At 46.7% G+C, this 23,925-nt stretch carries 23 protein-coding genes and 1 pseudogene; 14 read left to right on the top strand and 10 right to left on the bottom strand.

The features are described from left to right. Positions 1-95 precede the first annotated feature (95 nt). From AAFP14_RS04995 to AAFP14_RS05005, 3 genes and pseudogenes are all read left to right on the top strand, one after another. Complete coding sequence (locus AAFP14_RS04995; protein ID WP_341731207.1) at positions 96-1,052, top strand: glycosyltransferase family 10 domain-containing protein; 957 nt, start codon at positions 96-98, stop codon at positions 1,050-1,052. A 619-nt stretch (positions 1,053-1,671) separates the two neighbouring features. Further along, on the top strand, positions 1,672-2,409 hold the full coding sequence (locus AAFP14_RS05000; protein ID WP_340517458.1) for a response regulator transcription factor: 738 nt from the start codon (positions 1,672-1,674) through the stop codon (positions 2,407-2,409). A gap of 266 nt (positions 2,410-2,675) precedes the next feature. Next, a pseudogene (locus tag AAFP14_RS05005) lies at positions 2,676-3,119 on the top strand (transcriptional repressor); the annotation flags it as partial. Here the strand turns inward: AAFP14_RS05005 and AAFP14_RS05010 are convergent. The 3 genes from AAFP14_RS05010 to AAFP14_RS05020 all read right to left on the bottom strand — a co-directional run bounded on the left by AAFP14_RS05010 (position 3,092) and on the right by AAFP14_RS05020 (position 4,579). Continuing rightward, positions 3,092-3,943 (bottom strand): Npun_R2479 family HD domain-containing metalloprotein, encoded by an 852-nt coding sequence (locus tag AAFP14_RS05010; RefSeq protein WP_341731208.1) that lies wholly within the window; start codon positions 3,941-3,943, stop codon positions 3,092-3,094. The pseudogene AAFP14_RS05005 and the gene AAFP14_RS05010 sit on opposite strands and share 28 nt — an antisense overlap. A gap of 126 nt (positions 3,944-4,069) precedes the next feature. Continuing rightward, positions 4,070-4,273, bottom strand: a complete 204-nt coding sequence (locus AAFP14_RS05015) for a hypothetical protein (protein ID WP_341731209.1) — start codon at positions 4,271-4,273, stop codon at positions 4,070-4,072. A 150-nt stretch (positions 4,274-4,423) separates the two neighbouring features. Further along, positions 4,424-4,579 carry a hypothetical protein gene (locus AAFP14_RS05020; RefSeq protein ID WP_341731210.1) on the bottom strand — a complete coding sequence of 52 codons (156 nt, stop codon included), beginning with the start codon at positions 4,577-4,579 and terminating at the stop codon, positions 4,424-4,426. 108 nt (positions 4,580-4,687) lie between these two features. Here AAFP14_RS05020 and rpsL point away from each other — a divergent pair, with 108 nt between their 5' ends. The 7 genes from rpsL (at position 4,688) to AAFP14_RS05055 (ending at position 10,943) form a co-directional block, all read left to right on the top strand. Beyond that, a complete protein-coding gene (gene rpsL, locus AAFP14_RS05025; protein WP_106150480.1) occupies positions 4,688-5,071 on the top strand; it encodes a 30S ribosomal protein S12 in 384 nt (127 codons plus the stop codon). A 138-nt stretch (positions 5,072-5,209) separates the two neighbouring features. Beyond that, positions 5,210-5,680, top strand: coding sequence for a 30S ribosomal protein S7 (gene rpsG / locus AAFP14_RS05030; RefSeq protein ID WP_006632196.1), 471 nt, complete (start codon positions 5,210-5,212; stop codon positions 5,678-5,680). Between the two features lie 334 nt (positions 5,681-6,014). After that, positions 6,015-8,087: an elongation factor G gene (gene fusA, locus AAFP14_RS05035; RefSeq protein ID WP_341731211.1), complete on the top strand. Its 2,073-nt coding sequence runs from the start codon at positions 6,015-6,017 to the stop codon at positions 8,085-8,087. Between the two features lie 101 nt (positions 8,088-8,188). After that, positions 8,189-9,418: an elongation factor Tu gene (gene tuf, locus AAFP14_RS05040; RefSeq protein ID WP_341731212.1), complete on the top strand. Its 1,230-nt coding sequence runs from the start codon at positions 8,189-8,191 to the stop codon at positions 9,416-9,418. A gap of 237 nt (positions 9,419-9,655) precedes the next feature. Then, on the top strand, positions 9,656-9,973 hold the full coding sequence (gene rpsJ, locus AAFP14_RS05045; protein WP_442921454.1) for a 30S ribosomal protein S10: 318 nt from the start codon (positions 9,656-9,658) through the stop codon (positions 9,971-9,973). Between the two features lie 450 nt (positions 9,974-10,423). After that, positions 10,424-10,612: a hypothetical protein gene (locus AAFP14_RS05050; protein ID WP_341731213.1), complete on the top strand. Its 189-nt coding sequence runs from the start codon at positions 10,424-10,426 to the stop codon at positions 10,610-10,612. Positions 10,613-10,622: 10 nt separating this feature from the next. Next, a complete protein-coding gene (locus tag AAFP14_RS05055) occupies positions 10,623-10,943 on the top strand; it encodes a DUF433 domain-containing protein (RefSeq protein ID WP_341731214.1) in 321 nt (106 codons plus the stop codon). A gap of 294 nt (positions 10,944-11,237) precedes the next feature. Here the strand turns inward: AAFP14_RS05055 and AAFP14_RS05060 are convergent, their stop codons facing one another. Further along, positions 11,238-11,438: a hypothetical protein gene (locus AAFP14_RS05060; protein ID WP_341731215.1), complete on the bottom strand. Its 201-nt coding sequence runs from the start codon at positions 11,436-11,438 to the stop codon at positions 11,238-11,240. Between the two features lie 584 nt (positions 11,439-12,022). Here AAFP14_RS05060 and AAFP14_RS05065 point away from each other — a divergent pair. Next, positions 12,023-15,664 (top strand): leucine-rich repeat domain-containing protein, encoded by a 3,642-nt coding sequence (locus AAFP14_RS05065; protein WP_341731216.1) that lies wholly within the window; start codon positions 12,023-12,025, stop codon positions 15,662-15,664. Positions 15,665-15,897: 233 nt separating this feature from the next. Further along, positions 15,898-16,539: an LON peptidase substrate-binding domain-containing protein gene (locus tag AAFP14_RS05070; protein WP_341731217.1), complete on the top strand. Its 642-nt coding sequence runs from the start codon at positions 15,898-15,900 to the stop codon at positions 16,537-16,539. Between the two features lie 164 nt (positions 16,540-16,703). Here the strand turns inward: AAFP14_RS05070 and AAFP14_RS05075 are convergent, their stop codons facing one another. Together AAFP14_RS05075 and pheA are read right to left on the bottom strand one after the other, a co-directional pair. Continuing rightward, entirely contained in the window at positions 16,704-17,345 is a 642-nt protein-coding gene (locus AAFP14_RS05075; RefSeq protein ID WP_341731218.1) for a pentapeptide repeat-containing protein, read from the bottom strand. Between the two features lie 53 nt (positions 17,346-17,398). Continuing rightward, positions 17,399-18,319, bottom strand: coding sequence for a prephenate dehydratase (gene pheA / locus AAFP14_RS05080; protein WP_341731219.1), 921 nt, complete (start codon positions 18,317-18,319; stop codon positions 17,399-17,401). 222 nt (positions 18,320-18,541) lie between these two features. Between pheA and AAFP14_RS05085 the strand changes: the two genes are divergently transcribed. Then, positions 18,542-19,120, top strand: coding sequence for a DUF1997 domain-containing protein (locus AAFP14_RS05085; RefSeq protein ID WP_341731220.1), 579 nt, complete (start codon positions 18,542-18,544; stop codon positions 19,118-19,120). A 62-nt stretch (positions 19,121-19,182) separates the two neighbouring features. On the opposite strand, the gene AAFP14_RS05090 is transcribed toward AAFP14_RS05085, so the two are convergent. The 4 genes from AAFP14_RS05090 to pgl all read right to left on the bottom strand — a co-directional run bounded on the left by AAFP14_RS05090 (position 19,183) and on the right by pgl (position 22,235). Next, positions 19,183-19,620 (bottom strand): FHA domain-containing protein, encoded by a 438-nt coding sequence (locus tag AAFP14_RS05090; RefSeq protein WP_341731221.1) that lies wholly within the window; start codon positions 19,618-19,620, stop codon positions 19,183-19,185. Positions 19,621-19,850: 230 nt separating this feature from the next. Continuing rightward, positions 19,851-20,294 (bottom strand): FHA domain-containing protein, encoded by a 444-nt coding sequence (locus AAFP14_RS05095; protein WP_341731222.1) that lies wholly within the window; start codon positions 20,292-20,294, stop codon positions 19,851-19,853. A 124-nt stretch (positions 20,295-20,418) separates the two neighbouring features. Continuing rightward, positions 20,419-21,210 carry an FHA domain-containing protein gene (locus AAFP14_RS05100; protein WP_341731223.1) on the bottom strand — a complete coding sequence of 264 codons (792 nt, stop codon included), beginning with the start codon at positions 21,208-21,210 and terminating at the stop codon, positions 20,419-20,421. A gap of 296 nt (positions 21,211-21,506) precedes the next feature. Beyond that, positions 21,507-22,235 carry a 6-phosphogluconolactonase gene (pgl, locus tag AAFP14_RS05105; protein WP_341731224.1) on the bottom strand — a complete coding sequence of 243 codons (729 nt, stop codon included), beginning with the start codon at positions 22,233-22,235 and terminating at the stop codon, positions 21,507-21,509. Positions 22,236-22,561: 326 nt separating this feature from the next. On the opposite strand from pgl, the gene AAFP14_RS05110 reads away from it, so the two are divergent. Next, the gene (locus tag AAFP14_RS05110; RefSeq protein ID WP_341731225.1) at positions 22,562-23,917 is read left to right on the top strand and encodes a hypothetical protein; all 1,356 of its coding nucleotides are present in this window, start codon (positions 22,562-22,564) and stop codon (positions 23,915-23,917) included. Positions 23,918-23,925: the final 8 nt, after the last annotated feature.

The following is a 23,925-nucleotide window of genomic DNA, read 5'->3' on the forward strand; positions in this document are numbered from 1 at the left end:
TCCCTAGTAAGTAAGGACTTTAGCCATTTTTGTGAGAGGAATTCAGTCCTAACTACAAACCTCTGATGGTTCGTATTAACCACATAATATTCAAAATGAACCCAAAAATCATCGGTACAATCACCACCTACCCCGCCATGAGCCAAAGCGACTGGCTGTGGCAACAAACCCCGGAAAATTTCGGCAACTGGGGAAACATTCAAATGCTAGCAAATCACCCAGAACCAGACTTTTTACTCATGTATCAATTCGACTTTCCCCAAGCGCCGAAAAAGCAATCGTGGCTGGAAAAAATTCGCCATCCTACCCCTCAAACTTCCGAAAATGAACAACTAATTCGAGAAAAATTGCGCGGAGTCCCCAAAGAACGCATTATTTACCTAATTCGCGAGCCACCATTACCAGAAGTCATTGAAATTACCAAAGCCAATTACGAACAAGCCAAACTTTACTGCGGTTACATTTCCGGGCCAGACGACTTCGCACCAAACCCAAATTATATGCCCGCAATTTGGTATCACAGCAACTCATTTCGAGAACTCGATGAAATGCCTCCACCCGCTAAAACTAAACCCTGTTCTTGGATTACTTCAGGTGTTAGCCGTAGTGCTAATCACCGCCAGCGATTAGAGTTTATCAAATTGCTACAAGCACAAGAATTAAATTTTGACCTTTACGGGCGAAATCTGCCCCATTGGGCGGGCGGTAAAGGCATTGTGAACAATAAATGGCACGCCGTTGCACCTTACTATTACAACTTAGCTATTGAAAATTATGCAGCAAACGATTGGTATGTGAGCGAGAAACTTTGGGATGCTTTGTTAGCTTGGTGTTTGCCGATTTATTACGGCGGTGCTGCGGCGGATAAATTGTTGCCGGCAGGGAGTTTTCTGCGGCTTCCCAGTCTGGATGAGACAGGAGTAGAATTTATCAGAGAGGTGATGGCAACCCCCGATTATTGGCATGAAGCGATCGAAAAAATTGCGCAAGCCCGACAAATAATTCTCCACGAATTGAACCTGCTCAATTGGTTGGCTAATTTTACATCCTAGGAGATTGGCGGGGAAGCATCTTAGTCAGCACTTACGCATGGGGGGTCAAAAACCCCTGGTGGTTGCCCTTCGACTACGTTTATCCTGAGCGTAGTCGAAGGGTTCAGGATAAACGTAGTCGAAACCCTGCGTGAATATTTGTCGAAAAAAAGGACTAATATAAAATCCTCTCTTCATCGTCCTGTATTAAACTCTCTCTTCTCTTGCTTCGCGTACTAGCCTACGGGAACCCCTGCGGGGAACGCGCCTTCGCGGTTAAATCACCTGACGGTACAACCGGAATTGATATAATTTGACATCCCATCGAGGGGGAGTCGGAACTCAAATTTGTCATCGAAGGACGGTCAGAGTCGCTGACAGCGCCCAGAGATGCTGCTAAAGTTGAGGATAGGAGCAGGCAAAAAATCAACCCCAGGCAAGATTTTTGGGGAAGGGGCTTTCTGATACACACCCTTAGCACTTATAATTACTACAAGAATATTTACATACTTCAACAGGTTCTTAAAGAACCTTACTATCCTTAATGAAGCTTAAAATTAGTAAATTGTTCGTTAAAGTTACCTGGAACCCCCAGAAGGCTGTAGGCTGCCCCGTCTGGTTAGCGGTGAGATAAATAATGATGCCTCGGATACTTGTTATTGACGATGACGCGGCGATCGCGGAACTCGTAGCCATTAACCTCGAAATGGCTGGGTACGAAGTAACCCACGCAGAAGACGGCATCAAAGGTCAGGCCCTAGCTATACAACTGCTGCCAGACTTGATCGTCCTAGACCTGATGTTGCCTAGAGTAGACGGATTCACAGTCTGTCAGCGTTTGCGGCGAGACGATCGCACCGCCGACATTCCCGTCTTGATGTTGACCGCCTTAAGTCAAACTCAAGACAAAGTAGAAGGCTTCAACTCCGGTGCCGACGACTACCTCACCAAGCCCTTTGAACTAGAAGAAATGCTAGCGCGAGTGCGAGCCCTACTGAGGCGCACAGACCGCATTCCCCAAGCAGCCAAACACTCCGAAATCCTGAATTACGGACCACTGACCCTTGTACCAGAAAGGTTTGAAGCAGTTTGGTATACTCAAATTGTCAAATTGACCCACCTAGAGTTCGAGTTACTACACTGCTTGCTTCAGCGCCACGGTCAGACAGTCTCTCCCAGCGAAATTCTTAAAGAAGTCTGGGGTTATGACCCCGACGACGACATCGAAACCATTCGCGTACACATCAGACACCTGAGAACCAAGATGGAACCCGATCCCCGCCATCCTCGGTACATCAAAACCGTATACGGAGCAGGTTATTGTCTGGAATTACCCAGCAACGAGCAAGTAGCGGAGGAAAGCAAATCATCTGCTTGAGCTAGCACCTGATATCACTTCCGGTTGTATCGGGATTAATCTTACCCAAAACCAGGGCACGGCATTAGCGTGTCGTCGCTTGTCATTCCCGCACCGCCGGAATTGATATCAGATGCAACAAGCAATTAAACATCTAGCTAAAAAAGCCTGGGAACACCTGTTCTCAGGCTTTTGAGTTGAAATATTTACTCCTGTCTATTTCTGTAGCTTAGTACAATTATTTATCAATAAATCCAGATATATTTCACTGTTGCTAACATACACCAGTAATAAACAGTGTAGGAGCCGAAGGAGAAAAGATTGGCTTATCTACTGTCTATAGAACTCTGCATTTACTAGCAAGAATTGGAATTTTACGGGAACTAGAATTAGCAGAAGGACATAAACATTACGAACTAAATTTGCCTGAATTGCACCACCACCATCACCTGGTTTGCATTCAGTGTCACAAGACTTTTGAATTTAGCGATGAATCGATTTTAAAGATTGGCAAAAAACAAGTTGAAAAAGCTGGTGTAGAATTGCTTGACTGTCAGTTAACCGTCCGTGCTGTTTGTTTGGAAGCGCTGCGGGAGGGATGGCCTTCTTTGATACCCAGCAATTGGTTGTGCCCTCAATACCATTCGGAAATTGAAGGTGAAACTATTGACGGGGCGCTGTCAACAGTGCCCACCTTTGGCAATCAAGCAACTTCCGAATCGCAGCGTTGATGTTCCATCCGAAATACATTCGCGTATAGACTAGCAACAATCTGTTTACCTTCCTGGGTTAACTGTAAGTAACCGAGAGATTCGCTGATGTGCGGATAAATACTGCTCCAGTAAAACTTCGAGTAGCTTTGGAGCAAGTCCCCCGGATGTCGGTAGCCCAAAACCTTAGTATCACCGCTTTCTTCCAATTCGTAAAACAGCGCCCCCATTTTTTGTAAATATTGTGGGTTGCTCAGTTGACCGATCAAGTCCGCACCGCGAACTAAACTCGAATGATTAACTACATTCTGATTAGCGTTGCTCTCAAGCACCGAAAAACGAGTTTCCTCGATGTTTTGCTTGATGGCTTCAGCATTAATTAGCTTGTGATTCCCGAAGCGTTCGTCAATGAAGAGTTTAGCTCTATCAACTCGGTAAGGTGCTAGGCTGGCTGCGGTTGCACCGGGAGGAAGTGCAATTTTTATGTCATTTTTTCCTGTAGCGTACAATCCTTCTGCTGGTTGGTCAAGTCGGCAAACTCCTTTAACATATCCGATATCTTGACAAAGCAACGAAATGATGAAGTGAAGCCAATCTTCGCAGGATACTCCTCCTTTGCGAATGTGTTTTCCCCGCAAGATTTCTTGACCGACTAGGGTGACACAAATTGCGTGTTCTACATTATGATAAAGAGCGTCGCTATTGGCAATGTTTTCTAATGCCATTGCTCCCACCCAAGAAATTATATCTGCATAATCGGATTTATACCCTCCGTAAGTACGGCTATAGCCATTCTCAAGGTGTTGAATGAAAGCCTCAATTAGTAGTTCAGTAGAATTAAACATACCCGTCCTTTTACCCTAGTATCGCCTTCATCTAATATGGATTTTAAAGTTTTGTCAGTTTATATTGAATCCCTCGCGAATTAATTAATCGAAGCTTAACTTAAAAACCACCAATGCCCTAGAAAGTTAGTCCATCACGGACAGCCATCCCCGGCGTACTGCGTAAAGTAGTCTGCTGATGATTTTTTGGTCGTCTGAGCTTCGGGAAGTTTGAGAATTAATGGCCGATTGAATCTCTTGTAACTGATTTTTGTCAATGGTTCCAGATTTCCAAATGTTTAAGTAGAGTTCGGAAATTGTATATTCGGGAATAAAAGTTTTGGTTCTCATGGCAGGTCTAGTTGAATTTATATTGTTTATTATTGGGGTAATTTCTATAATCTTATGTGATATGGATCGACCCGTAGCTGTGATGCGATCGCCAGAGTCAAGTTGAGACCCATCTACCAAAGGATTCAAGACCTCAAGGCTATTTTTAACTCAACCTCGTTTCTGCCTCCGCCACTGAGATTGCCTTGGCCACTGCCAAGCAGTGGCGAAAAACTCCCGGAAATAAGTTTCAGCCGTAGCGGGCGATCGAAAAAATATTGCCAAAAAGAGTTGAGTCGTGTACAATACAGAGTCTGGTATCCTCATTCATCCATAATTTTCCCCAAAATCCCATCTCCGCATAGGGGAAGGGACTTTCAGTGCGGATGCCACAAAATCACTCTATTCAGCAAAAAGCTAGAAATGCCGTAACTCATGCCCACTATTCAGCAACTCATTCGTTCAGCACGGGAACAAACGCAGAAAAAAACCAAATCGCCAGCTCTCAAGAGTTGCCCCCAGCGCCGCGGAGTTTGTACCAGAGTGTACACAACCACCCCGAAAAAACCTAACTCGGCGCTGCGAAAGGTGGCGCGGGTGCGGCTGACCTCTGGTTTTGAAGTGACAGCCTACATCCCCGGTATCGGTCACAACTTGCAAGAGCACTCGGTAGTAATGATCCGCGGCGGTAGGGTAAAAGATTTGCCTGGAGTTAGATACCACATCATTCGCGGTACATTAGACACGGCAGGGGTGAAAGACCGCAAACAAGGTCGTTCCAAATACGGGGCCAAACGTCCTAAAGCAGCGAAGAAATAAAACGTAACTTGCACCTTTGAGGGGTTAGAGAGCCAAAATAAACCCTCGATCGCCCGTTGATAGCTAATTAATAGTCGATCGATAGCTCACAAAAACCCCAAACTCCATCATTCAAAATCAAAAATCCCAAATAGAACTATGTCTCGCCGCACAGTTATTCAAAAACGCCCAGTCCCCCCCGATCCAACCTACAACAGCCGGTTGGTAAGCATGATGGTGAGGCGGATCATGCAGCACGGTAAAAAATCCGTTGCTTCCAGCATCGTCTACGACGCCCTCAAAACCATCCAAGAACGCACAGGAGCCGAACCGTTAGACTTGTTTGAAAAAGCAGTCAAAAACGCCACACCCCTAGTGGAAGTCAAAGCACGTCGTGTAGGTGGTGCCACCTACCAAGTGCCGATGGAAGTCCGTTCCGATCGCGGTACAACCCTCGCCCTCCGCTGGCTGATCAGATTTGCCAGAGCCAGAACCGGCCGCTCCATGGCCGCCAAGCTCGCCAACGAACTGATGGATGCAGCCAACGAAACAGGTAGCGCCATTCGCAAACGCGAAGAAACCCACCGTATGGCAGAAGCCAACAAGGCCTTCGCCCACTACCGCTACTAATCGCCAAATCTGGTAAGTCGAATTGGACGATTTTGTGGTATGAGAGCATTGGGTGAGAGATTGGAAAGTGTAAATTTTTAGTATTGAGATTGCTTCACCAAGGCCTAGGCTGCGAGGCACGAAGCAAACTCAACACTGGAAAAATCCCAATTCAAAACTCTCTTAATCCTCCATGTCACATACTTAATATTTTTGTAAACAAATCTTGCAAAAAATATTAAAATGTAACAATAAGCTCCATTAACTTATGTTGTCAGTCCGTCGCGACTACAAAATAGGGATTCTGTGTAGTATAATTGTATTATAACAGCAGAGAATACTCAAGGAGGTAGCTGTGGCACGTACCGTCCCGCTAGAAAAAACCCGCAACATCGGCATCGCAGCCCACATTGATGCGGGCAAAACAACAACAACTGAAAGAATTCTGTTCTATTCAGGCATGGTTCACAAAATGGGTGAAGTGCATGAAGGAACAGCAGTTACCGACTGGATGGAGCAAGAGCGGGAGCGGGGAATTACGATTACTGCCGCCGCTATCACCACCAGTTGGAAAGATTACAAAATCAACATCATCGACACTCCGGGACACGTAGACTTCACGATCGAAGTAGAACGATCCATGCGAGTGCTAGATGGAGTGATCGCAGTATTCTGCTCGGTAGGCGGAGTTCAGCCACAATCGGAAACAGTTTGGCGACAAGCCGATAGGTACAAAGTGCCACGGATTGTGTTCGTCAACAAAATGGATCGGATGGGCGCTAACTTTTATAAAGTCTACGGTCAAATTCGCGATCGCATGAGAGCGAACGCCGTACCAATCCAAATCCCGATCGGCAGCGAAGAAAACTTCCGGGGAATAGTAGACCTAGTGCACATGAAAGCCTACATCTACAACAACGACACCGGCACCGATATCGAAGAAGTAGAAATCCCCGAAGAAGTCAAAGATCTAGCCTCTGAATACCGCACCAAACTGATCGAATCAGTAGCAGAAACCAGCGACACCCTCACCGAGAAATACCTCGAAGGCGTAGAACTAACCCAAGACGAAATCCAGTCGGCCCTGCGCCACGGGACGATCGTTGGCAGCATCGTTCCCATGCTGTGCGGTTCTGCTTTCAAAAACAAAGGCGTTCAATTGTTGTTGGATGCAGTGATCGAGTATCTGCCGTCGCCCTTGGAAGTTCCCCCAATTCAAGGACACCTAGCCAACGGCGACATCGCAGAGCGACACGCCGACGACGATGCTCCTCTGTCAGCCCTGGCATTCAAAATCATGTCAGACCCCTACGGCCGCCTCACCTTTGTGCGGGTATACTCCGGTATTCTCAAAAAAGGTACTTACGTCCTCAACTCCACCAAAGACAAAAAAGAGCGGGTTTCTCGCCTGATTGTTCTGAAAGCGGACGATCGGATTGAAGTAGAAGAACTGCGCGCCGGAGACTTAGGAGCAGCCTTGGGCTTGAAAGACACCTTCACCGGTGACACCCTCTGCGACGAAACAGCACCAGTAATCCTGGAATCCCTGTTTATTCCAGAGCCAGTCATCTCGGTGGCGGTGGAACCCAAAACCAAACAAGACATGGAGAAGCTCTCCAAAGCCCTCCAGTCCCTATCCGAAGAAGACCCCACCTTTAGAGTCAACGTTGACCCAGAAACCAACCAGACAGTCATCGCCGGCATGGGCGAACTGCACTTGGAAATTTTGGTAGACAGGATGCTGCGCGAATTCAAAGTAGAAGCCAACGTCGGTAAACCGCAAGTAGCCTACCGCGAAACCATTCGCAAAGCAGTCCGTGCCGAAGGTAAATTTATCCGCCAAAGCGGCGGTAAAGGTCAGTACGGTCACGTCGTGATCGAAATAGAACCCGGAGAAGAGGGAACCGGCTTTGAATTTGTCTCCAAAATAGTCGGCGGCACAGTACCCAAAGAGTACATCGGCCCGGCAGGACAAGGGATGAAAGAAGCCTGCGAATCAGGTATTCTAGCAGGATATCCGATGATTGACCTCAAAGCTACTATGGTAGACGGGTCTTTCCACGACGTAGACTCCTCAGAAATGGCATTTAAGATCGCCGGTTCAATGGCGATCAAAGAAGCCGTGATGAATGCAACGCCTGTGCTGCTAGAGCCTATGATGAAAGTAGAGGTTGAAGTGCCCGAAGATTACATCGGGAATGTCATCGGCGACCTCAACTCCCGTCGGGGTCAGATCGAAGGTCAAGAGACGGATCAGGGAATTGCCAAAGTTTCTGTAAAAGTTCCACTAGCAGAAATGTTTGGTTACGCCACTGACATCCGCTCGAAAACCCAAGGTCGAGGCATCTTCACAATGGAATTCAGCCATTACGAAGAAGTGCCGCGAAATGTGGCAGAAGCCATTATCGCTAAGAACAAAGGGAACTAATGATTGGAGATTTGAGATTTTGGATTTTGGATTGAATCCAAAATCTCCCATCTCAAATCTCAAGTCTAAAATCGCTAAAAAAAACAAGGAACAAATCGAGAATGGCACGCGCAAAATTTGAACGGAATAAACCCCACGTAAACATCGGCACGATCGGTCACGTTGACCACGGCAAAACAACCTTAACCGCCGCGATTACCATGACCCTTTCGGCCCTGGGTCAGGCCAAGGGTAAGAAATACGACGAAATCGATGCCGCGCCTGAAGAAAAAGCACGCGGTATTACGATTAATACTGCTCACGTCGAATACGAAACCACAGATAGGCACTATGCCCACGTTGATTGCCCCGGACACGCTGACTATGTGAAAAACATGATCACTGGTGCTGCTCAAATGGACGGTGGCATCCTGGTAGTGTCAGCGGCTGATGGTCCCATGCCTCAAACTCGCGAACACATTCTGTTAGCTAAGCAAGTTGGCGTTCCTAGCTTGGTGGTTTTCTTGAACAAAGAAGACATGGTAGATGACGCAGAACTTTTGGAATTGGTGGAAATGGAAGTTCGCGAACTTCTAAGCTCTTACGATTTTCCTGGCGATGATATCCCCATCGTCACCGGTTCGGGACTGAAAGCTCTCGAAGCCATGATTGCAAATCCCAAGTCTGTCAAGGGCGAAAATCCCTGGATTGACAAGATTTATGCACTGATGGAAGCAGTGGATAGTTACATCCCCACCCCCGAACGTGAAATTGATAAGCCATTCTTGATGGCAGTAGAAGACGTATTCTCCATTACAGGTCGGGGTACTGTCGCTACTGGCCGGATTGAACGTGGTAAGATCAAAGTAGGCGAAAACGTCGAACTCGTAGGTCTCAAGGACACTCGCAGCACTACCGTGACTGGTGTAGAAATGTTCACCAAGTCTTTGGATGAAGGCTTGGCTGGGGACAACGTGGGCTTACTGTTGCGGGGGATTTTGAAGGCAGATATTGAACGCGGCATGGTGATTGCCAAGCCAAAGAGCATCTTGCCTCACACTCAGTTTGAATCAGAAGTCTACATCCTGAAGAAGGAAGAAGGTGGTCGTCACACGCCCTTTTTCTCTGGCTACCGCCCTCAGTTCTACGTTCGTACAACTGATGTAACTGGTACCATCATGCAGTTCACCGCTGATGACGGCTCCGAAGCAGAAATGGTGATGCCTGGAGACCGGATCAAGATGACTGTGGAGCTGATTCACCCGATCGCGATCGAACAAGGAATGCGTTTTGCAATCCGTGAAGGCGGACGCACCGTCGGCGCAGGCGTTGTTTCCAAAATCCTCAAGTAGGAATACGCTCATAGTCAGTAGTCATTAGTCAGTAGTCATTAGTCAGTAGTTAGTAGTTAGTAGTTAGTGGTCAGTTGTCCTTAGTTTATATTAGTAGTTACCTAATGACTAATGACTACTGACTAATAACTAACGACTAATAACTAATGACTAATGACTAATAACTAATGACTAATAACTAATGACTAATGACTAATGACTAAAAAAAACTGAACCTAGAAAATTAAAGAAACCAAAATGGCAGCTATCCCACAACAAAAAATTCGCATCCGCCTCAAAGCTTTTGACCGACGCATTCTAGACGCATCCTGCGAAAAGATTGTAGATACAGCAAATCGGACAGCAGCCACTGCGATCGGTCCGATTCCCCTACCGACAAAACGGCGGATTTATTGCTTGCTGCGATCGCCCCACGTAGACAAAGATTCTCGCGAACACTTTGAAACTCGCACGCACCGCCGCATCATCGATATTCACCAGCCTTCCGCTAAAACAATTGACGCTTTGATGAAATTGGATTTGCCAGCCGGCGTAGATATCGAAGTCAAGCTGTAGATTGACAGTTTGAGAAATCACAAAAGAAGGAACAAGGGAAAAATTCTTTGTTCCTTTTTTTATTAGTCCCGGAGGCAAAGATAGTCAAAAACCGGGTTGTTTACGAACTCAATTGGATTTAGTTATTAGATTGTCGCGGGTGGCCAGAAACCGGGTTTTTACGAAAATTGTTGGTGACAGCGCAGAAACTCAAAAAAACCCGGTTTCTTAGATTGTCGCGGGTGGCCAGAAACCGGGTTTTTACGAGAATTGTTGGTGATAGCGCAGAAACCCAAAAAAACCCGGTTTCTTAGATTGTCGCGATCGCCCAGAAACCGGGTTTTTGCGAGAATTGTTGATGATAGCGCAGAAACCCATAAAAACCCGGTTTCTTAGATTACGATGCCCGCAACTCCCCACGCCACAAAAAATCCTGTCACAATAAAATGAAGACTACCATCGACAAAAGATATGACGCGAGAAGAGTTGTTGCAGTTAATCGACAAAGCGGCTGATGAGGGCTCCACAGAATTGGATTTGGCGGGGTTGGGGTTGGAGAAATTGCCGCCGGAGATTGGCAAGTGCACGCAGCTTGAGTCGTTGGTGTTAGGGAAATTGGATATGATAGTTTCATCGATCGCACTATTCTACATTCCGTAAATTACCAACTATGAACGTTCAGTTGGTTGACTCCTTAATTCAAGTCATTGAATCGCTGCCACCTGAAGAGAGTTTGCTGTTCCAAGAAAAACTCTCAGCTAGGGCGATTCAGAGTACGCCTGGAGTGTGTGGAGGATATGCCCGAATTCGCAACACTCCGATTCCTGTTTGGACGCTGGTTTCACTTCACCAACAGGGGGCTGATGAGGCTGAGTTACTTCGCAATTATCCGGGTTTGTCGGGTTTCGATTTAGAGAATGCTTGGCGTTATTACGATCGCCACCGCGAAGAAATCGATCGGATTATAAGTTCTTATCAAACCGATGATTGAAATCACAATATCCACCAAAAGACAAGAGAAACTTGACTTTTACTAATTGATTAAGTTGTCGTATTCTGCGTGAGTACCAATCCAGAACCAGAGAATTCCTTGCTTGATTTCTGTACCCAAAGCTCTATGACTTTGCCCAGCTCGAACTGACCAGTATTTGCCAACTTTTTTGAAGTGTAAAGATGGGTGACTAGGATCGACTTTGAGGAGTCCGCATCGCGCGATCGGCGGTGGATTGCACATTTTCTGGCAGTGCAGCGTAGCAATTCCAAAAACGGCGGGTTGTATAGTGCATTAGATTGCTCGGTATTGCCCTGATTCAAAGTCAGCTAGTGCTTCTTCTGCCAAAGTATCGAGTTTACCACCAAGGATGTCTTGTTCGAGCTGTTCGCTCCAACGTTCATAGTCTAAATCTAACAGCCATTGCACCAGTTTTTGATAGTCGCCGGGAGGCAGTTTTAGGATTGCGGCTTCGATTTGCTCAATAGTGGACATAGAATCCGTAAATTTGCGTTGCTGCCTCATTATAGCTTGAGGACTGATGCGCAAGTAGCCAGAAACCGGGTTTTTACGGGAATTCTTCGTGACAGGCGCAGAAACTCAAAAAAACCCGGTTTCTCGATCGCTCTTTCCCTCACCCCAATAGTCCGGCAAGGGTTAAAACCCCTGCCTCAAAGCCAAAGTCGTCTGAAGACGACTGAAGAATGAAGAACTCATGAGTCCTCTTTGAGAGGACTTTCGCTATGAGACAGGGGTTTGAACCCCTGGCGGACTGTCGGGTAAGCGAAAAGACTCGGTGGACTGACAGCTTAAGTTGATACACCTTGGTTTCTTAGATGATCGCGGGTGGCCAGAAACCGGGTTTTTACGAAAATTGTTGGTGATATCGCAGAAACTCAAAAAAACCCGGTTTCTTAGATGATCGTGGGTGGCCAGAAACCGGGTTTTTACGAAAATTGTTGGTGATATCGCAGAAACTCAAAAAAACCCGGTTTCTTAGATTACGGTGCGCGATCGACTCCCCACGCCACAAAAAATCCTGTCACAATAAAACGAAGACTACCGAATCGACAAAAGATATGACGCGAGAAGAGTTGTTGCAGTTAATCGACAAAGCCGCTGATGAGGGCTCCACAGAATTGGATTTGGCGGGGTTGGGGTTGGAGGAATTGCCGCCGGAGATTGGCAAGTGCACGCAGCTTGAGACGTTGGTGTTGGGGAAACGGGATGAGGAGAAAGGAGAATTTCTTGGGAATAAGTTAACTGAGTTTCCTGATGCTGTTCTTCAATTAACTAACTTAAAAATACTTTCGCTTGTTGAAAATCAGATTACCTCCATCCCAGAAGCGATCGGACAACTGTCCAATCTGAGAGACCTTAACCTGAATGAAAATCAAATTACTGAAATCCCAGAAGCGATCGGACAACTGTGCAATCTGACAGGGCTTTACCTAGGTAACAATCGGATTACCTTTATCCCAGATGCGATCGGTCAACTATCCAATTTGACATGGCTTGCCCTCGGTGGCAATCAGATTACCGAAATTCCAGAGGCGATCGGGCAACTGTCTAATCTGACAGAACTTTCCCTGTGGAATAATCAGATAGCTCAAATCCCAGATGCGCTAGAAAAACTTTGCAAAGCACTCGCCCAACTGTCTAATCTGACACACCTTAACCTCCGTTACAATCAAATCACCCAAATCCCAGAAGCACTTGTCCAACTTTCCCAACTGAGAGAACTTAACCTCAATAGTAATCAGATAACCGAAATCCCAGAAGCACTTGTCCAACTGCCCAATCTGACACACCTTCACCTAGGTAGTAATCAGATTACTCAAATCCCAGATGCGCTAGGAAAGCTTTGCGAAATACTCGTCCAACTACCCAATCTAAAACACCTGGATCTTAGTAATAATCAGATTGCAAAAATCCCAGATGCACTAGGAAAGCTTTGTGAAACACTCGTCCAACTACCCAATCTCGAAGACCTCGATCTTAGTGATAATCAGATTGCCCAAATCCCGGATGCGCTAGGAAAGCTTTGCGAAGCACTTGTCCAACTGCCCAATCTCGAACACCTTGACCTCAGTGATAATCAAATTGCACAAATCCCAGATGCGATCTGCCAACTGCCCAATCTGAGACAGCTTTATCTCAGTGACAATCAGATTGAACAAATCCCAGATATGCTTGCCCAACTATTTAATCTGACATGGCTTCAACTCGGTGGTAATCAGATTACCCAAATCCCAGACGCAATCTGCCAACTGTCAAATCTGCAAGGGCTCGGCCTCTATGACAATCAGATTACCCAAATACCAGATGCGATCGGTCAACTGTCCAATCTGACAAGTTTTACCATCTTTGAAAATCAGATTACACAAATCCCAGATGCGATCGCCCAACTTTCACAACTTACAGGACTTGACCTCTGTAACAATCAAATTACCCAAATCCCAGATGCGATCGGTCAACTGTCCAATCTGAAACAGCTTGACCTCAGTAACAATCAGATTAAGCAAATCCCTGATGCTATTGGCCAATTGTACAATCTGGAACAGCTTTACTTGGGAAGAAATCAGATTGAAACTATTCCTGAATGCTTGGAAACACTGCCAAAACTTCTAAAATTAGACCTCCGATACAATCCCCTGCCCATTTCTCCAGAACTTCTAGGGGGGGCTGGAAAGTACGAAGGCTTCAGCACTCCCGCCGCCATCTTCAACTACCTGCGCCAACTCCGCAGCGGCGAAGTCCTCCCCCTCAACGAAGCCAAAGTCCTCCTCGTCGGCCAAGGAAGCGTCGGCAAAACCTCCCTGATCAACCGCCTCACCCACAACCAATACAACCCCAACGAACCCCAAACCGACGGACTCAACATCATAGACTGGCAAATTACAGTCAACACCAAACCCGTCAAACTCAACGTCTGGGATTTCGGCGGACAAGAAATCTACCACGCCACCCACCAATTTTTCCTCACCAAACGCAGCCTCTACCTCCTCGCCTGCAACTGCCGCACCAGCGAAGACGAAAACCGCCTCGAATACTGGCTGAAACTGATCGAAAGCTTCGGCGACGCCTCCCCCGTCATCCTCGTCGGCAACAAGTGCGACGAACAACCCCTGGATCTCAACCGCAAAGCCTTGCGCGACAAATATCCCAACATCAAAGCGATTATCGAAACCTCCTGCCAAAGCGGCACCGGCATCGACGAACTCCGCAGCGCCATCCACACCGAAATCTCCCAACTCAAAGAAGTCTACGATCTTTTGCCGCTAAGCTGGTTCCAAGTCAAGCAGCGCCTGGAAAACCTCGATAAAGATTTCATCAGCATCAGCGAATACGCCAGCATCTGCGGCAAAGAAAATATCTGGGAAGAAACCGACAAAACCCAACTACTCGAACTGTTGCACAATCTGGGCATTGTCCTCAACTTCCGCGAACACCCCATCCTGCAATCCACCAACATCCTCAATCCCCACTGGGTGACAGAAGGCATCTATGCCCTCCTCAGCGATGAGGCACTCAAAGTCAAAACTAAAGGAATTCTCACCTACGCAGAACTCAGTCGCATCCTGGACTCAACTAAATATCCCAGCCACCGTTACAATTGCCTCACCGAGTTGATGGGCGAATTTCAACTCTGTTTCCCCCTCAGCCATTGCCACGCGCCGACTTTCCTCATCCCCGGCATTTTGCCGAAAGAAGAACCGGAAAACACCGAACTCGAAGGCGAAACCCTGGAATTTCAATATCACTACCGCATCCTCCCCGACAGCATCCTCTCGCGTTTCATCGTCCTGATGCACGAGAAAATCCACAACTGCACCCACTGGCGCACGGGGGTAATGCTGGAGTACACGGAAGGCGCGGAGGTGTACAATATCGCCCGAATTAAATCTGACCCGGAAGATGAGAAAATCTTTATTGCCGTCAGCGGGCGGGAATCGACGCGGCGTTCTTTTCTGAGTTTAATTCGCGATACTTTTACTAAAATCCACAATTCTTTTGCCAATCTGGAGATCAGTCAATGGGTGCCGGTTCCGGGTTATCCCGATGCCGATCCGCTGGATTACGAGGAGTTGCTAGGATTGGAGGAGATGGGCGAGACTAAGGTGCGGGTGGGGAAACTTAAAAAGAGTTGGGATTTGCGGCCGTTGTTGGATGGATATGAGGCGATCGAACTTCGGCGCATGAGGAAAATGGGCGATGAAAAATACGGCAGAGAATATGATGACTTGGTAGATATTGCTAAACTAGCTGTTAGTAGACCTATTATTAATAAAGCCGAAGCAAAAATGACTCAAAATTCTTCTGAAACCAACCACTTTCAAGGTGCTTTTCTAGGTGCTAACTTTTCCGGCAATATCGGCGGTTCGTCGAACAGTGCCGAAGTTGGCAATCAATCCGTGCAAAACAATAACGCCAATACGGCAGAACTGCTAAAACTAATTTCATCGATGCGTGAAACCGCCGCGCAGTTTCCCGAAGATATTCGCGAGGGGATAATTATTGATATTGAAGATGTCGAATCCGAAATTAAGAAACCAGAGAAGGAAAGAAATCCAGCTAGATTAAAGAAAAGTTTAAAAGCTATTGCAGCGACGGCGGCTGCGATCGGAGTTGGTATTTCAGGTGCTGTTGACTTGGCTAATAAGACGATCGATCTAGGTGAAAAAGTAGGAATCGAAATTCAGCTACCGCCAGCCCCCTAAATAAGTTTTGCAAGACTTACGCATCAGCCCACAGAAACTGACTTTAGTACCTAATTTGTGGGTAACAACCAAGGATTTTCGTCAAAAACCCGGTTTCTGACGCCCGCCCTCAGCTTCCAGCCCCGATCGCCCTGGGCGCATTTTCCGGCGATCGCCCCTCACCCCGCCCAGAATTGCCTCAAATCAGTTAAAGTAAGAAAAAGAAGCGCAAGTAACCTCACATTCGAGCGACAATGGCATCCTCTTCCTCTGTAGCAGTTCGCGAACTCCCTCTATTTCCGTTGCCGGAAGTGGTTCTATTTCCCGGTAGGCCGCTCCCGCTGCAAATCTTCGAGTTTCGCTATCGAATCATGATGAATACGATTCTGGAGAGCGATCGCCGTTTCGGTGTACTCATGTGGGACCCCAACCAAAATAAAGTCTCCGCTGTCGGCTGCTGCGCCGAAGTCATTCACTGTCAGCGACTCCCCGACGATCGCATGAAAATTATGACTCTCGGACAACAGCGCTTCCGAGTCCTCGACGCCGTTCGGGAAAAGCCCTACTTAGTCGGTCTAGTAGAATGGATCGAAGACGAACCGCCCCAAAAAGACCTCAGATCCTTAAGTCAAGATGTCGAACAACTGCTTCGCGATGTAGTTCGACTTTCTAGCAAATTAATGGATCAGCCGATCGACCTACCAGAAGATATTCCCAGCTTGCCCACAGAGTTGTCCTATTGGGTAGCTAGCTACCTTTATGGCGCAGCCACGGAACAGCAAACTCTTTTAGAATTGCAAGATACTGCTGCTAGATTGGAACGCGAAACAGAAATTTTAACTTCTACTCGCAATCACTTAGCCGCTCGGACTGTACTTAAAGATACACTCAAGTAGTCCCATTATTGTAGGTGCTAGGGCCTAGCTAATCGAAAATTAGTATCTGAAAGGATTTCTTCATTCTTCCTGAAGCCACCCTCGCCCTTCGACCCTTCGACTACCCTGGCCCAACCGCTGAGTGTCAGGGTCGAAACACCTTCTTCCCTCTTTGTTGGGCCCGATTAAACTTGTCGCACACAAAACTGTATAGCACCGCTGAAAATTGCCCCCTTTAAGTTGGCTCCTTCCAAATTGGCACCGCACAAAAAAGCCCCACTAAGATTAGCGCCCTCCAAGTCAGCTTCTCTCAAATCAGCACCATGAAGATTCGCTTCATATAACAGAGCTCCTCTCAAGTTAGCCTTTTGCAAATTTGCTCCCCTTAACTTCACATCAGTTAAATTCGCGGAACTCAAATTAGCCCCCTCTAAGCAAGAATCTATTAAGTTTGCTTCGATGAGATTTGCACCTCGCAAGAATGCACCAGTCAAGTTGACACCGATCATTTTCGTGTCGCTCAAGTTGGCTTTTTGCAGGTTTGCCTCAACCAAATCAGCCCCTGTTAATCTCGCAAATGTTAGATCTGCTCCGCTGAGGTTTGCCCAACTTAATTGAGTCATCAGTAGGCAAGCGTTCTTGAGGTTTGCTCCTATTAAGTTGGCCCAACTTAAGTCTGCTAAAGATAAATTAATCTCTTTCAAATTAGAACACGCCAAATTAATATGACTTAGGAAAGCTTCGCTCAAAGCAGCTTCTTTTAAGTTGATTTCATGAAAATTTCTTTCCCCGGCAGCATATCGCTTCAGAAGTTCATCTGCATTCATTTTGCTAGCCTCTTAACTTTAATACTTGAAAAAATTGTACTACTTACAGTATACTACAGTACACTGTAACACCCAAATATTTTTAAAGTTTCAGTGTAGGTCTTTAGCTCTTCCAATGCCGATCGCACCACTGCGTGGCAGGCATTAGCTTCAACATCCATAAAGAAAATATATTCTCCGAGCGATCGCTTAGTCGGCCTAGATTCAATCCGACTCAGATTAATCCCGCGACTGGCAAATACTTGTAAAGGCTTGACCAGCGCTCCCGGCATATTGGCAGGCACGCTAAAAGCTAGGGAAGTATGGGTGCAATTAGACGGCGAACTATCCAGGATCAACTTACCAGCGGATTTGGTGATGGATTTAGTTGATGGGGGATGCACGCCTATTTCTACATTGTCCAGTTCTTCAACTTCCTTACCGAGTATCCAAAATCGAGTGTAATTGTCGGGATAATCATTAATCGGATGAGCTAACACTGGCAAATTATAAATTTGAGCCGCTCTGGGCGCAGAAATCACCGCCACACTTTTATCCTCCAGGTAATCCAAGGATTCCGTGGTTGAATTCGCCGGAATTAACTGAGCCGATGGGATAAATTTCCCCAACCACGATTGACACTGGGCTAGAGCTTGGGGGTGAGAATAAACTTTTTGAATCTGATTAAAGTTTTCAGCTTTTGAGATTAGGGCGTGGGAAATTGGCAAAACTAAGGCGTGTTGAATTCGGAGTCGATCGAGTCGCCACAGCGTGTCTAAGGTGACAGTAACACTTCCTTCGATCGAATTTTCCACGGGTACAACTGATAAATCAACCAGCCCTGTGGCCGATGCCTCTAGAGCCTGGGATATGGTTGCATAAGGATACAGGGTGCATTCCCAGTTAGTTTCTTGGCTCAACCACTGAACATAAGCCAGAGCGGCTGTTTCTGCATTGGTTCCGACTGGGCCCAGATGTGCGATCGAAATTTTCATAGTAGGGAATTTTACCTAATTGTGGCTACATAGCAGACAGGGACAAATCTGTGTTCCTCCCAGATAGCAGCAGCAAGTAAAATCCGAAAATTAGCGCCGTATCTGGGAAACTTTTATCCGTTATTTCTCGGATGACATTACTCGTTGCGTGACATATGTCACTGGAAAAGGGTTATAGTTTATTAAGATATGGTTACGACTCCTCTAATTTGATATCGTCTCATGTATATCCGGTTTAATGCTTGCCAATCAGTTGAGATCGCCGTACCAGAGGAACGGGTTCCCATTCAACACTATCTGCGTCAGCCCAAGCGACTTGTAAATGCTCTAGTCGATCGCAGTCGCACTGAGCAGTTAAGTGATGAATGTTTTCGGCTCAAAATGCGGCCGTTACAATTTATGATGCTGAGCATTCAACCCACGGTAGACATGAGGGTGTGGGCGCTCTCCGACGGCACAATCAATTTGGAGTCTGTCGCCTGTGAGATTCTAGGTGTCGATTATATCAACGATCGCTTTGCTCTCAATCTCAAAGGACAGTTGTCACCGCATCAAAGTGGCGGGGGGACATATCTGAAGGGAAAAGCGGATTTGGAAGTACGAGTAGAGCTGCCACCACCTTTGTGGCTTACTCCCAAACCAATTCTAGAAGCAACGGGTAACGGTTTGCTCAAGAGCGTACTGCTTAGTGTCAAACAACGATTGATGTACCAATTACTTTTCGATTATCGCCGATGGGCTGGTAACGCAACTGAAGTCCTGTTAACCGATAGCCCCACAATCTTATCTTTAGAAGGGTAAACCTGATTCTTCTGGAACAGGCTGTTTGGCCTGTTCCACACCAGCCTGTTTGTTGCAGATGTCTAATCAAGATCGATTTGAGTCAAGGCACCATCTTCATCATCCTCAATGATTCCGTGACGGAAAGGAGAATCTATTTGCTTCTGTGGAGAAGTTTGATCCTTTTGCTCAGGGCGCGATGGCTGTGGTGGCAGATTCGTCGCACCTACTCGAATGCGGATAGAAGGTCCAGAATTGCCCAAACGAATCGTCATCCCGTCCACCACCAAGGCTTGAGTGATGGATTGGTCATTGATGTAAGTGCCATTAGCGCCAAAATTAATAATTTCCCAGCCAAAGGGATGGTTCCACAACTCGACGTGGTGGCGAGAAACAACAGCACTGTAAATAATTACATCATTGTCGTTCGATCGACCGATCCGAACCACTGATTCGGAGTCAAAAGACCAACTTTGAACTGGGACTGATTGGATAGGATGAAGTAGGGTTAAGGTAATCACTGATCTTACAGAAATTTAGGCATAAATCCAAAGCCTTGTACTTGACCTGGGCTAGTACAAAGCGACGCGGAGCATAAACAGGAAACCTCAGCGCCAGCCAGTTTAGTGGTACATTGACGCGATCTATTAGACATCTCCCATCTCCAGAAAAGCCAGCTTTGAACAGGCTGTTTGGCCTGTTCCACCATAATTTCTGGAAATATCGACCATCATACACTGACTTCATAGGATTATTCAGCAGCATAATCGCGATTATTCTCCGCCTCCGTTAAATCATCCTCTTCCTTAGAAATGCCAATTTCTGTTTCTTCGGGAATCGGAATCGTGACGACTTGCGCCACTTCTAAAGGAGCATAAATTGCTTTAGTATCCCTCGGACTGACGTTAATTTTTTCGACCTGGACAGAGGGCGGATTGGGGACAAAGTTGATTTGAATTTTCGGCCCGGAGCGAGCCAAATGAACGATCAGACCGTCCACAATGGGAATGCTCGCGATCGGTTGACCATCGAGGTAAGTGCCATTGGTGCCTAAATTAATCAATTCCCAGTTTTTCCCCGATCGCCGCAATTCTATGTGGCGACGAGAAACCACCGCACTGAAAAGAACTACGTGGCTTTCTGTCGATCGCCCTATGCAGACGACCTCTTCGTCTTCAAAGGTCCAACTGCGCACGGGTATAGACTGGAGTGGATGTAGCAAGGTCAGCTTAATCACATTGGCATCAGTGAGTTTTGGTAGAGCGATTCTTGATGCGATTTTAGATTTTAGACTTTCTTTCGCCCAATCCAAACTCGATCTAAGAAACTTGAAATAAGAACGTAACCAGGTCTCCTTTGCCCAAAGAGATGCGATCTCCCGGTCGCAACCGGTGTCGATTTCCCTTCGGGAGGGGAGTATTGTTGACATAAGTACCGTTGGAACTACCCACATCCTCTAGATAGCAAGCATCTCCCTCAACCCGGAGATTAGCGTGTACCCTAGAGACTATCTCAGAATTAGCAAATCCGGCAACATCAATATCCGGGGGTACCAAGTCATTGGGCTTGCCTATGTGAATCACAGAAAGATTGTGAGGCAATTCCATCAGCGTATTGGTCTGGACGTGTATCAGCCGTGCGGACTGCTGTTGTAGTTGAGTTTTCGCTACACCAGGTGTCGGTTGGCCAGCAACCGGAGGAGTAGTATTAACGGAGGTTGCCACAGGTTCAGTGGTAACAGCAACCGAGGGTAATGGTGGCGCGTCGGGAACAGCAGGCGGAATGCTAAGGGGAGTTTTTTCCAAGTTAGGTCCAGGATTTGCCGTCACGACTGTTTCCGGTACTATCAGGGGTTCCGGCGACACTAAATCTGGCATCAATGGCGATACCACTGTCGGGCCCACAGAGGATGGCACTACAGTTGCCTCTCTTTCTGGAACCGAAGAACCTGGACGTAAATTAAAGCCACACTGACCACAAAAAGCTGCATCTGTCTGAACCGGAGCACCGCAGTTCGAGCAACTGGCAGTAACGGGTAAAGGCGTGTAGCAAGCCTCACACTGGTTAGCTCCGTCGGGGTTTTGGTGATTGCAATTGGGACAGACAATCATCGATTTCTCCTTGCTATCGGCCAGATTTTCAAATCAGCCTCATAAAAATAGTTTAGTGTACGGTCAAATTTTAACTTTAACCGCCACCATTCTCCTATTGCTTTGCCAATGCTAGCAACTGGCCTTGGGCGGTTCTGGGAGGGATGACGGGCTTTTTTAAGTTAATCAAGTAATCCACGGCTTGATGGCTGTGGCTTTCTGTTACCCTCAATAGCACCAGCGTCGATCGATGATTATAATCTTAATGAAGTTTTATAATACTATATTTAGACACTCCCACAGTTATCGCCCCACACCTAACCGAGGGATTGTAACTCTTCCCCCGCTGCCGCATCTAGCAACCACAAGAGTTCGCCACTGGGTTGAATCAGTCTGGATGGATAAGTCAAGTCATCGGCTACGGGGGCAAAAATTTGAGCGAGGGCGGGTTTTTTGCTGCCTCCTGCAACCATGAAGATGACACAACGAGCATGGTTAATTAAGGGAACTGTAAACGTGATGCGGGGTTGACCGTCCTTGTTACCCACCGTCACTAGGGCATCGCGCACTTGTAAAGCCGCTGTGTGCGGAAATAGAGAGGCTGTGTGGGCGTCGTCTCCGATACCTAATAAAATTATGTCGATCGCCGGAAACTCCCCCTTCGATACCTGGAAGAACTGTTGCAATTCTGTTTGGTAAGCCAAGGCATCCGCGGCCGGGTCCCCACTACCTGTCGGCATCGGGTGAATGTTACTAGGGGGGATGTTTACTTTGTCCAGCCATGCCAGACGTGCCATTTTTTGATTGCTATCCTGGTGATCTGAAGGTACGTAGCGTTCATCCCCCCAGAAAACGTGAATTTTATCCCACGGCAAGTCTTGAGCGCTCAGCAATTTGTAAAGTGGTTCTGGTGTGCTGCCGCCGGCCGCGGCGAGCGTACATATTCCTCGTTCTGCTATGGCTGCTTGGATTTGGGAACAGACAACCCGGAGCGATCGAGCTATTAATTCTTCCCGATTGGCTAATACTTCTACTATTTTTGTCATCTTTTTAATTTCAAATTGTCTTAAGTAGTCGGCAATTGCCAACGTCGGCTGTAACTTTTTTCCTGGTCAGTCGATCGCCAAACCCCCTACAGCAGGATTGACACCGTGCCCACTCTAATTTTATCATCCTGATGAGCAGTTGATTTTAATAGGCAATCAATTATTTTCTCATCGTGCTTTAGATAAATTTATCTTTTGTAGGTATTTGAAGCTATTTTTCCTCAAAAGTGCGATCGCCACATTCTCTGACAGCCAACAGCATAAACGGGGTATAATATAATCACCAAAACTTGTTTTAAGTCTGTGCTAAATACCAAAGCAAAACTATGTCAAGTTTTAAACGATTCCCTAAATCTGTCCGCTATCTCCTAGCGCGGTTACGTCATTGGATGCAGCCTACGGTTTGGGCACCGCTAGCAGTTCTCTGTGCCGGGAGTTTGTTTATCTGGGAAGTATCGGTAAATCCAGAACGCTTGAGCATAGATGGCGAAGATGCAGCAACTTCCAATAATCCCACTCCCATCGCGGGGCTATCTGCTGAAGATAGCGCAATTGCTGCTGAAATCGATAGCGTACCGCTGCTAGTCAATAAATTCAATCGCTCCAATCCAGAACTCGGTTTTTTTAATTCACCCATAGTCAAAACCCAAGGTTTATTCGATGAAATTAGCACTAGGCGAGCCGAAAAATTTCCCCCATCTCTAGTTTCCAAACAGCCAGCAATCAACACATCTTTATCCCTCCCCAATATCGCAAATTCTGTGGCTTCTGCCACCCCCAATAACCAGGCAAACTCAAGCTTGCCCACTGCAAACGCCACATCAGCTTTGACTCCTTCTCTCGACGGCGGGCAGACTGCCACCACTTCCAACCTTGGCCTGGGAGACTCCTTAGATACAACAACTTTATCCCAGGCCAACGGTAGTGCTAGTTCAGGCAAAAAAAACCAAAATTCTCTTCCTTTAAGTCCCTTACAAGCAGCTATGAAAAAATACATCGCTGCCGACACTTTAGTAATCGCGAATTCTACTGAAAAAACTGCCAAAGAAACTAAATCGCCCGATCGACTAAACGGCACTTTGTCTCCTACAAATCCCGACAATTTGCTCCCAACCACCACTACAGCTCAAGCAAAACCAAATTCTGTGAATTTTCCCACTCCACTGACGCAGGTTCCGGCTTCCACAAATATTATTAACGACTCTCAGCCAGTTTCCAACCCATCCACCACATTACCTGAATCCTGGGGCCGATTAAATTCCACAGTACCAGTTATGCCCGAAATTACCATACAGCCTGTCAATGTGGCGGCACCCAAAAATCCCTACCAAACTAATTTATCCGGTTCCGATTTCATACCTAAAACTCAACCTGCTGTAATTCCCGTCGCCACACCTTCCCCCATACAGCTACTTCCCAATGTCGAAAAATCTGCTGTTCCTAGTGCGATAGTCGAAACCAAAATCCTTAACCCTCAATTATCTCCCAATTCAGCCAATTCTCAATTTAAATCAGCTCAGCCGATTCAGTCCAACTCGCCCACCCAGTCTAATTTTGGAGTTGTTCCTCAAAACACCAATCAGGGCCTGCCACCAATTCCACCACAGCCTTCTCCTCCACAGCGACAGATTCCAGGACGCTATCTTGGTGGAGGCGAAATCAATACTTTTTCTAACCCATAATTTTTTTA

The organism is Microcoleus sp. EPA2 (assembly GCA_020882975.1).
GTDB lineage: Bacteria > Cyanobacteriota > Cyanobacteriia > Cyanobacteriales > Microcoleaceae > Microcoleus.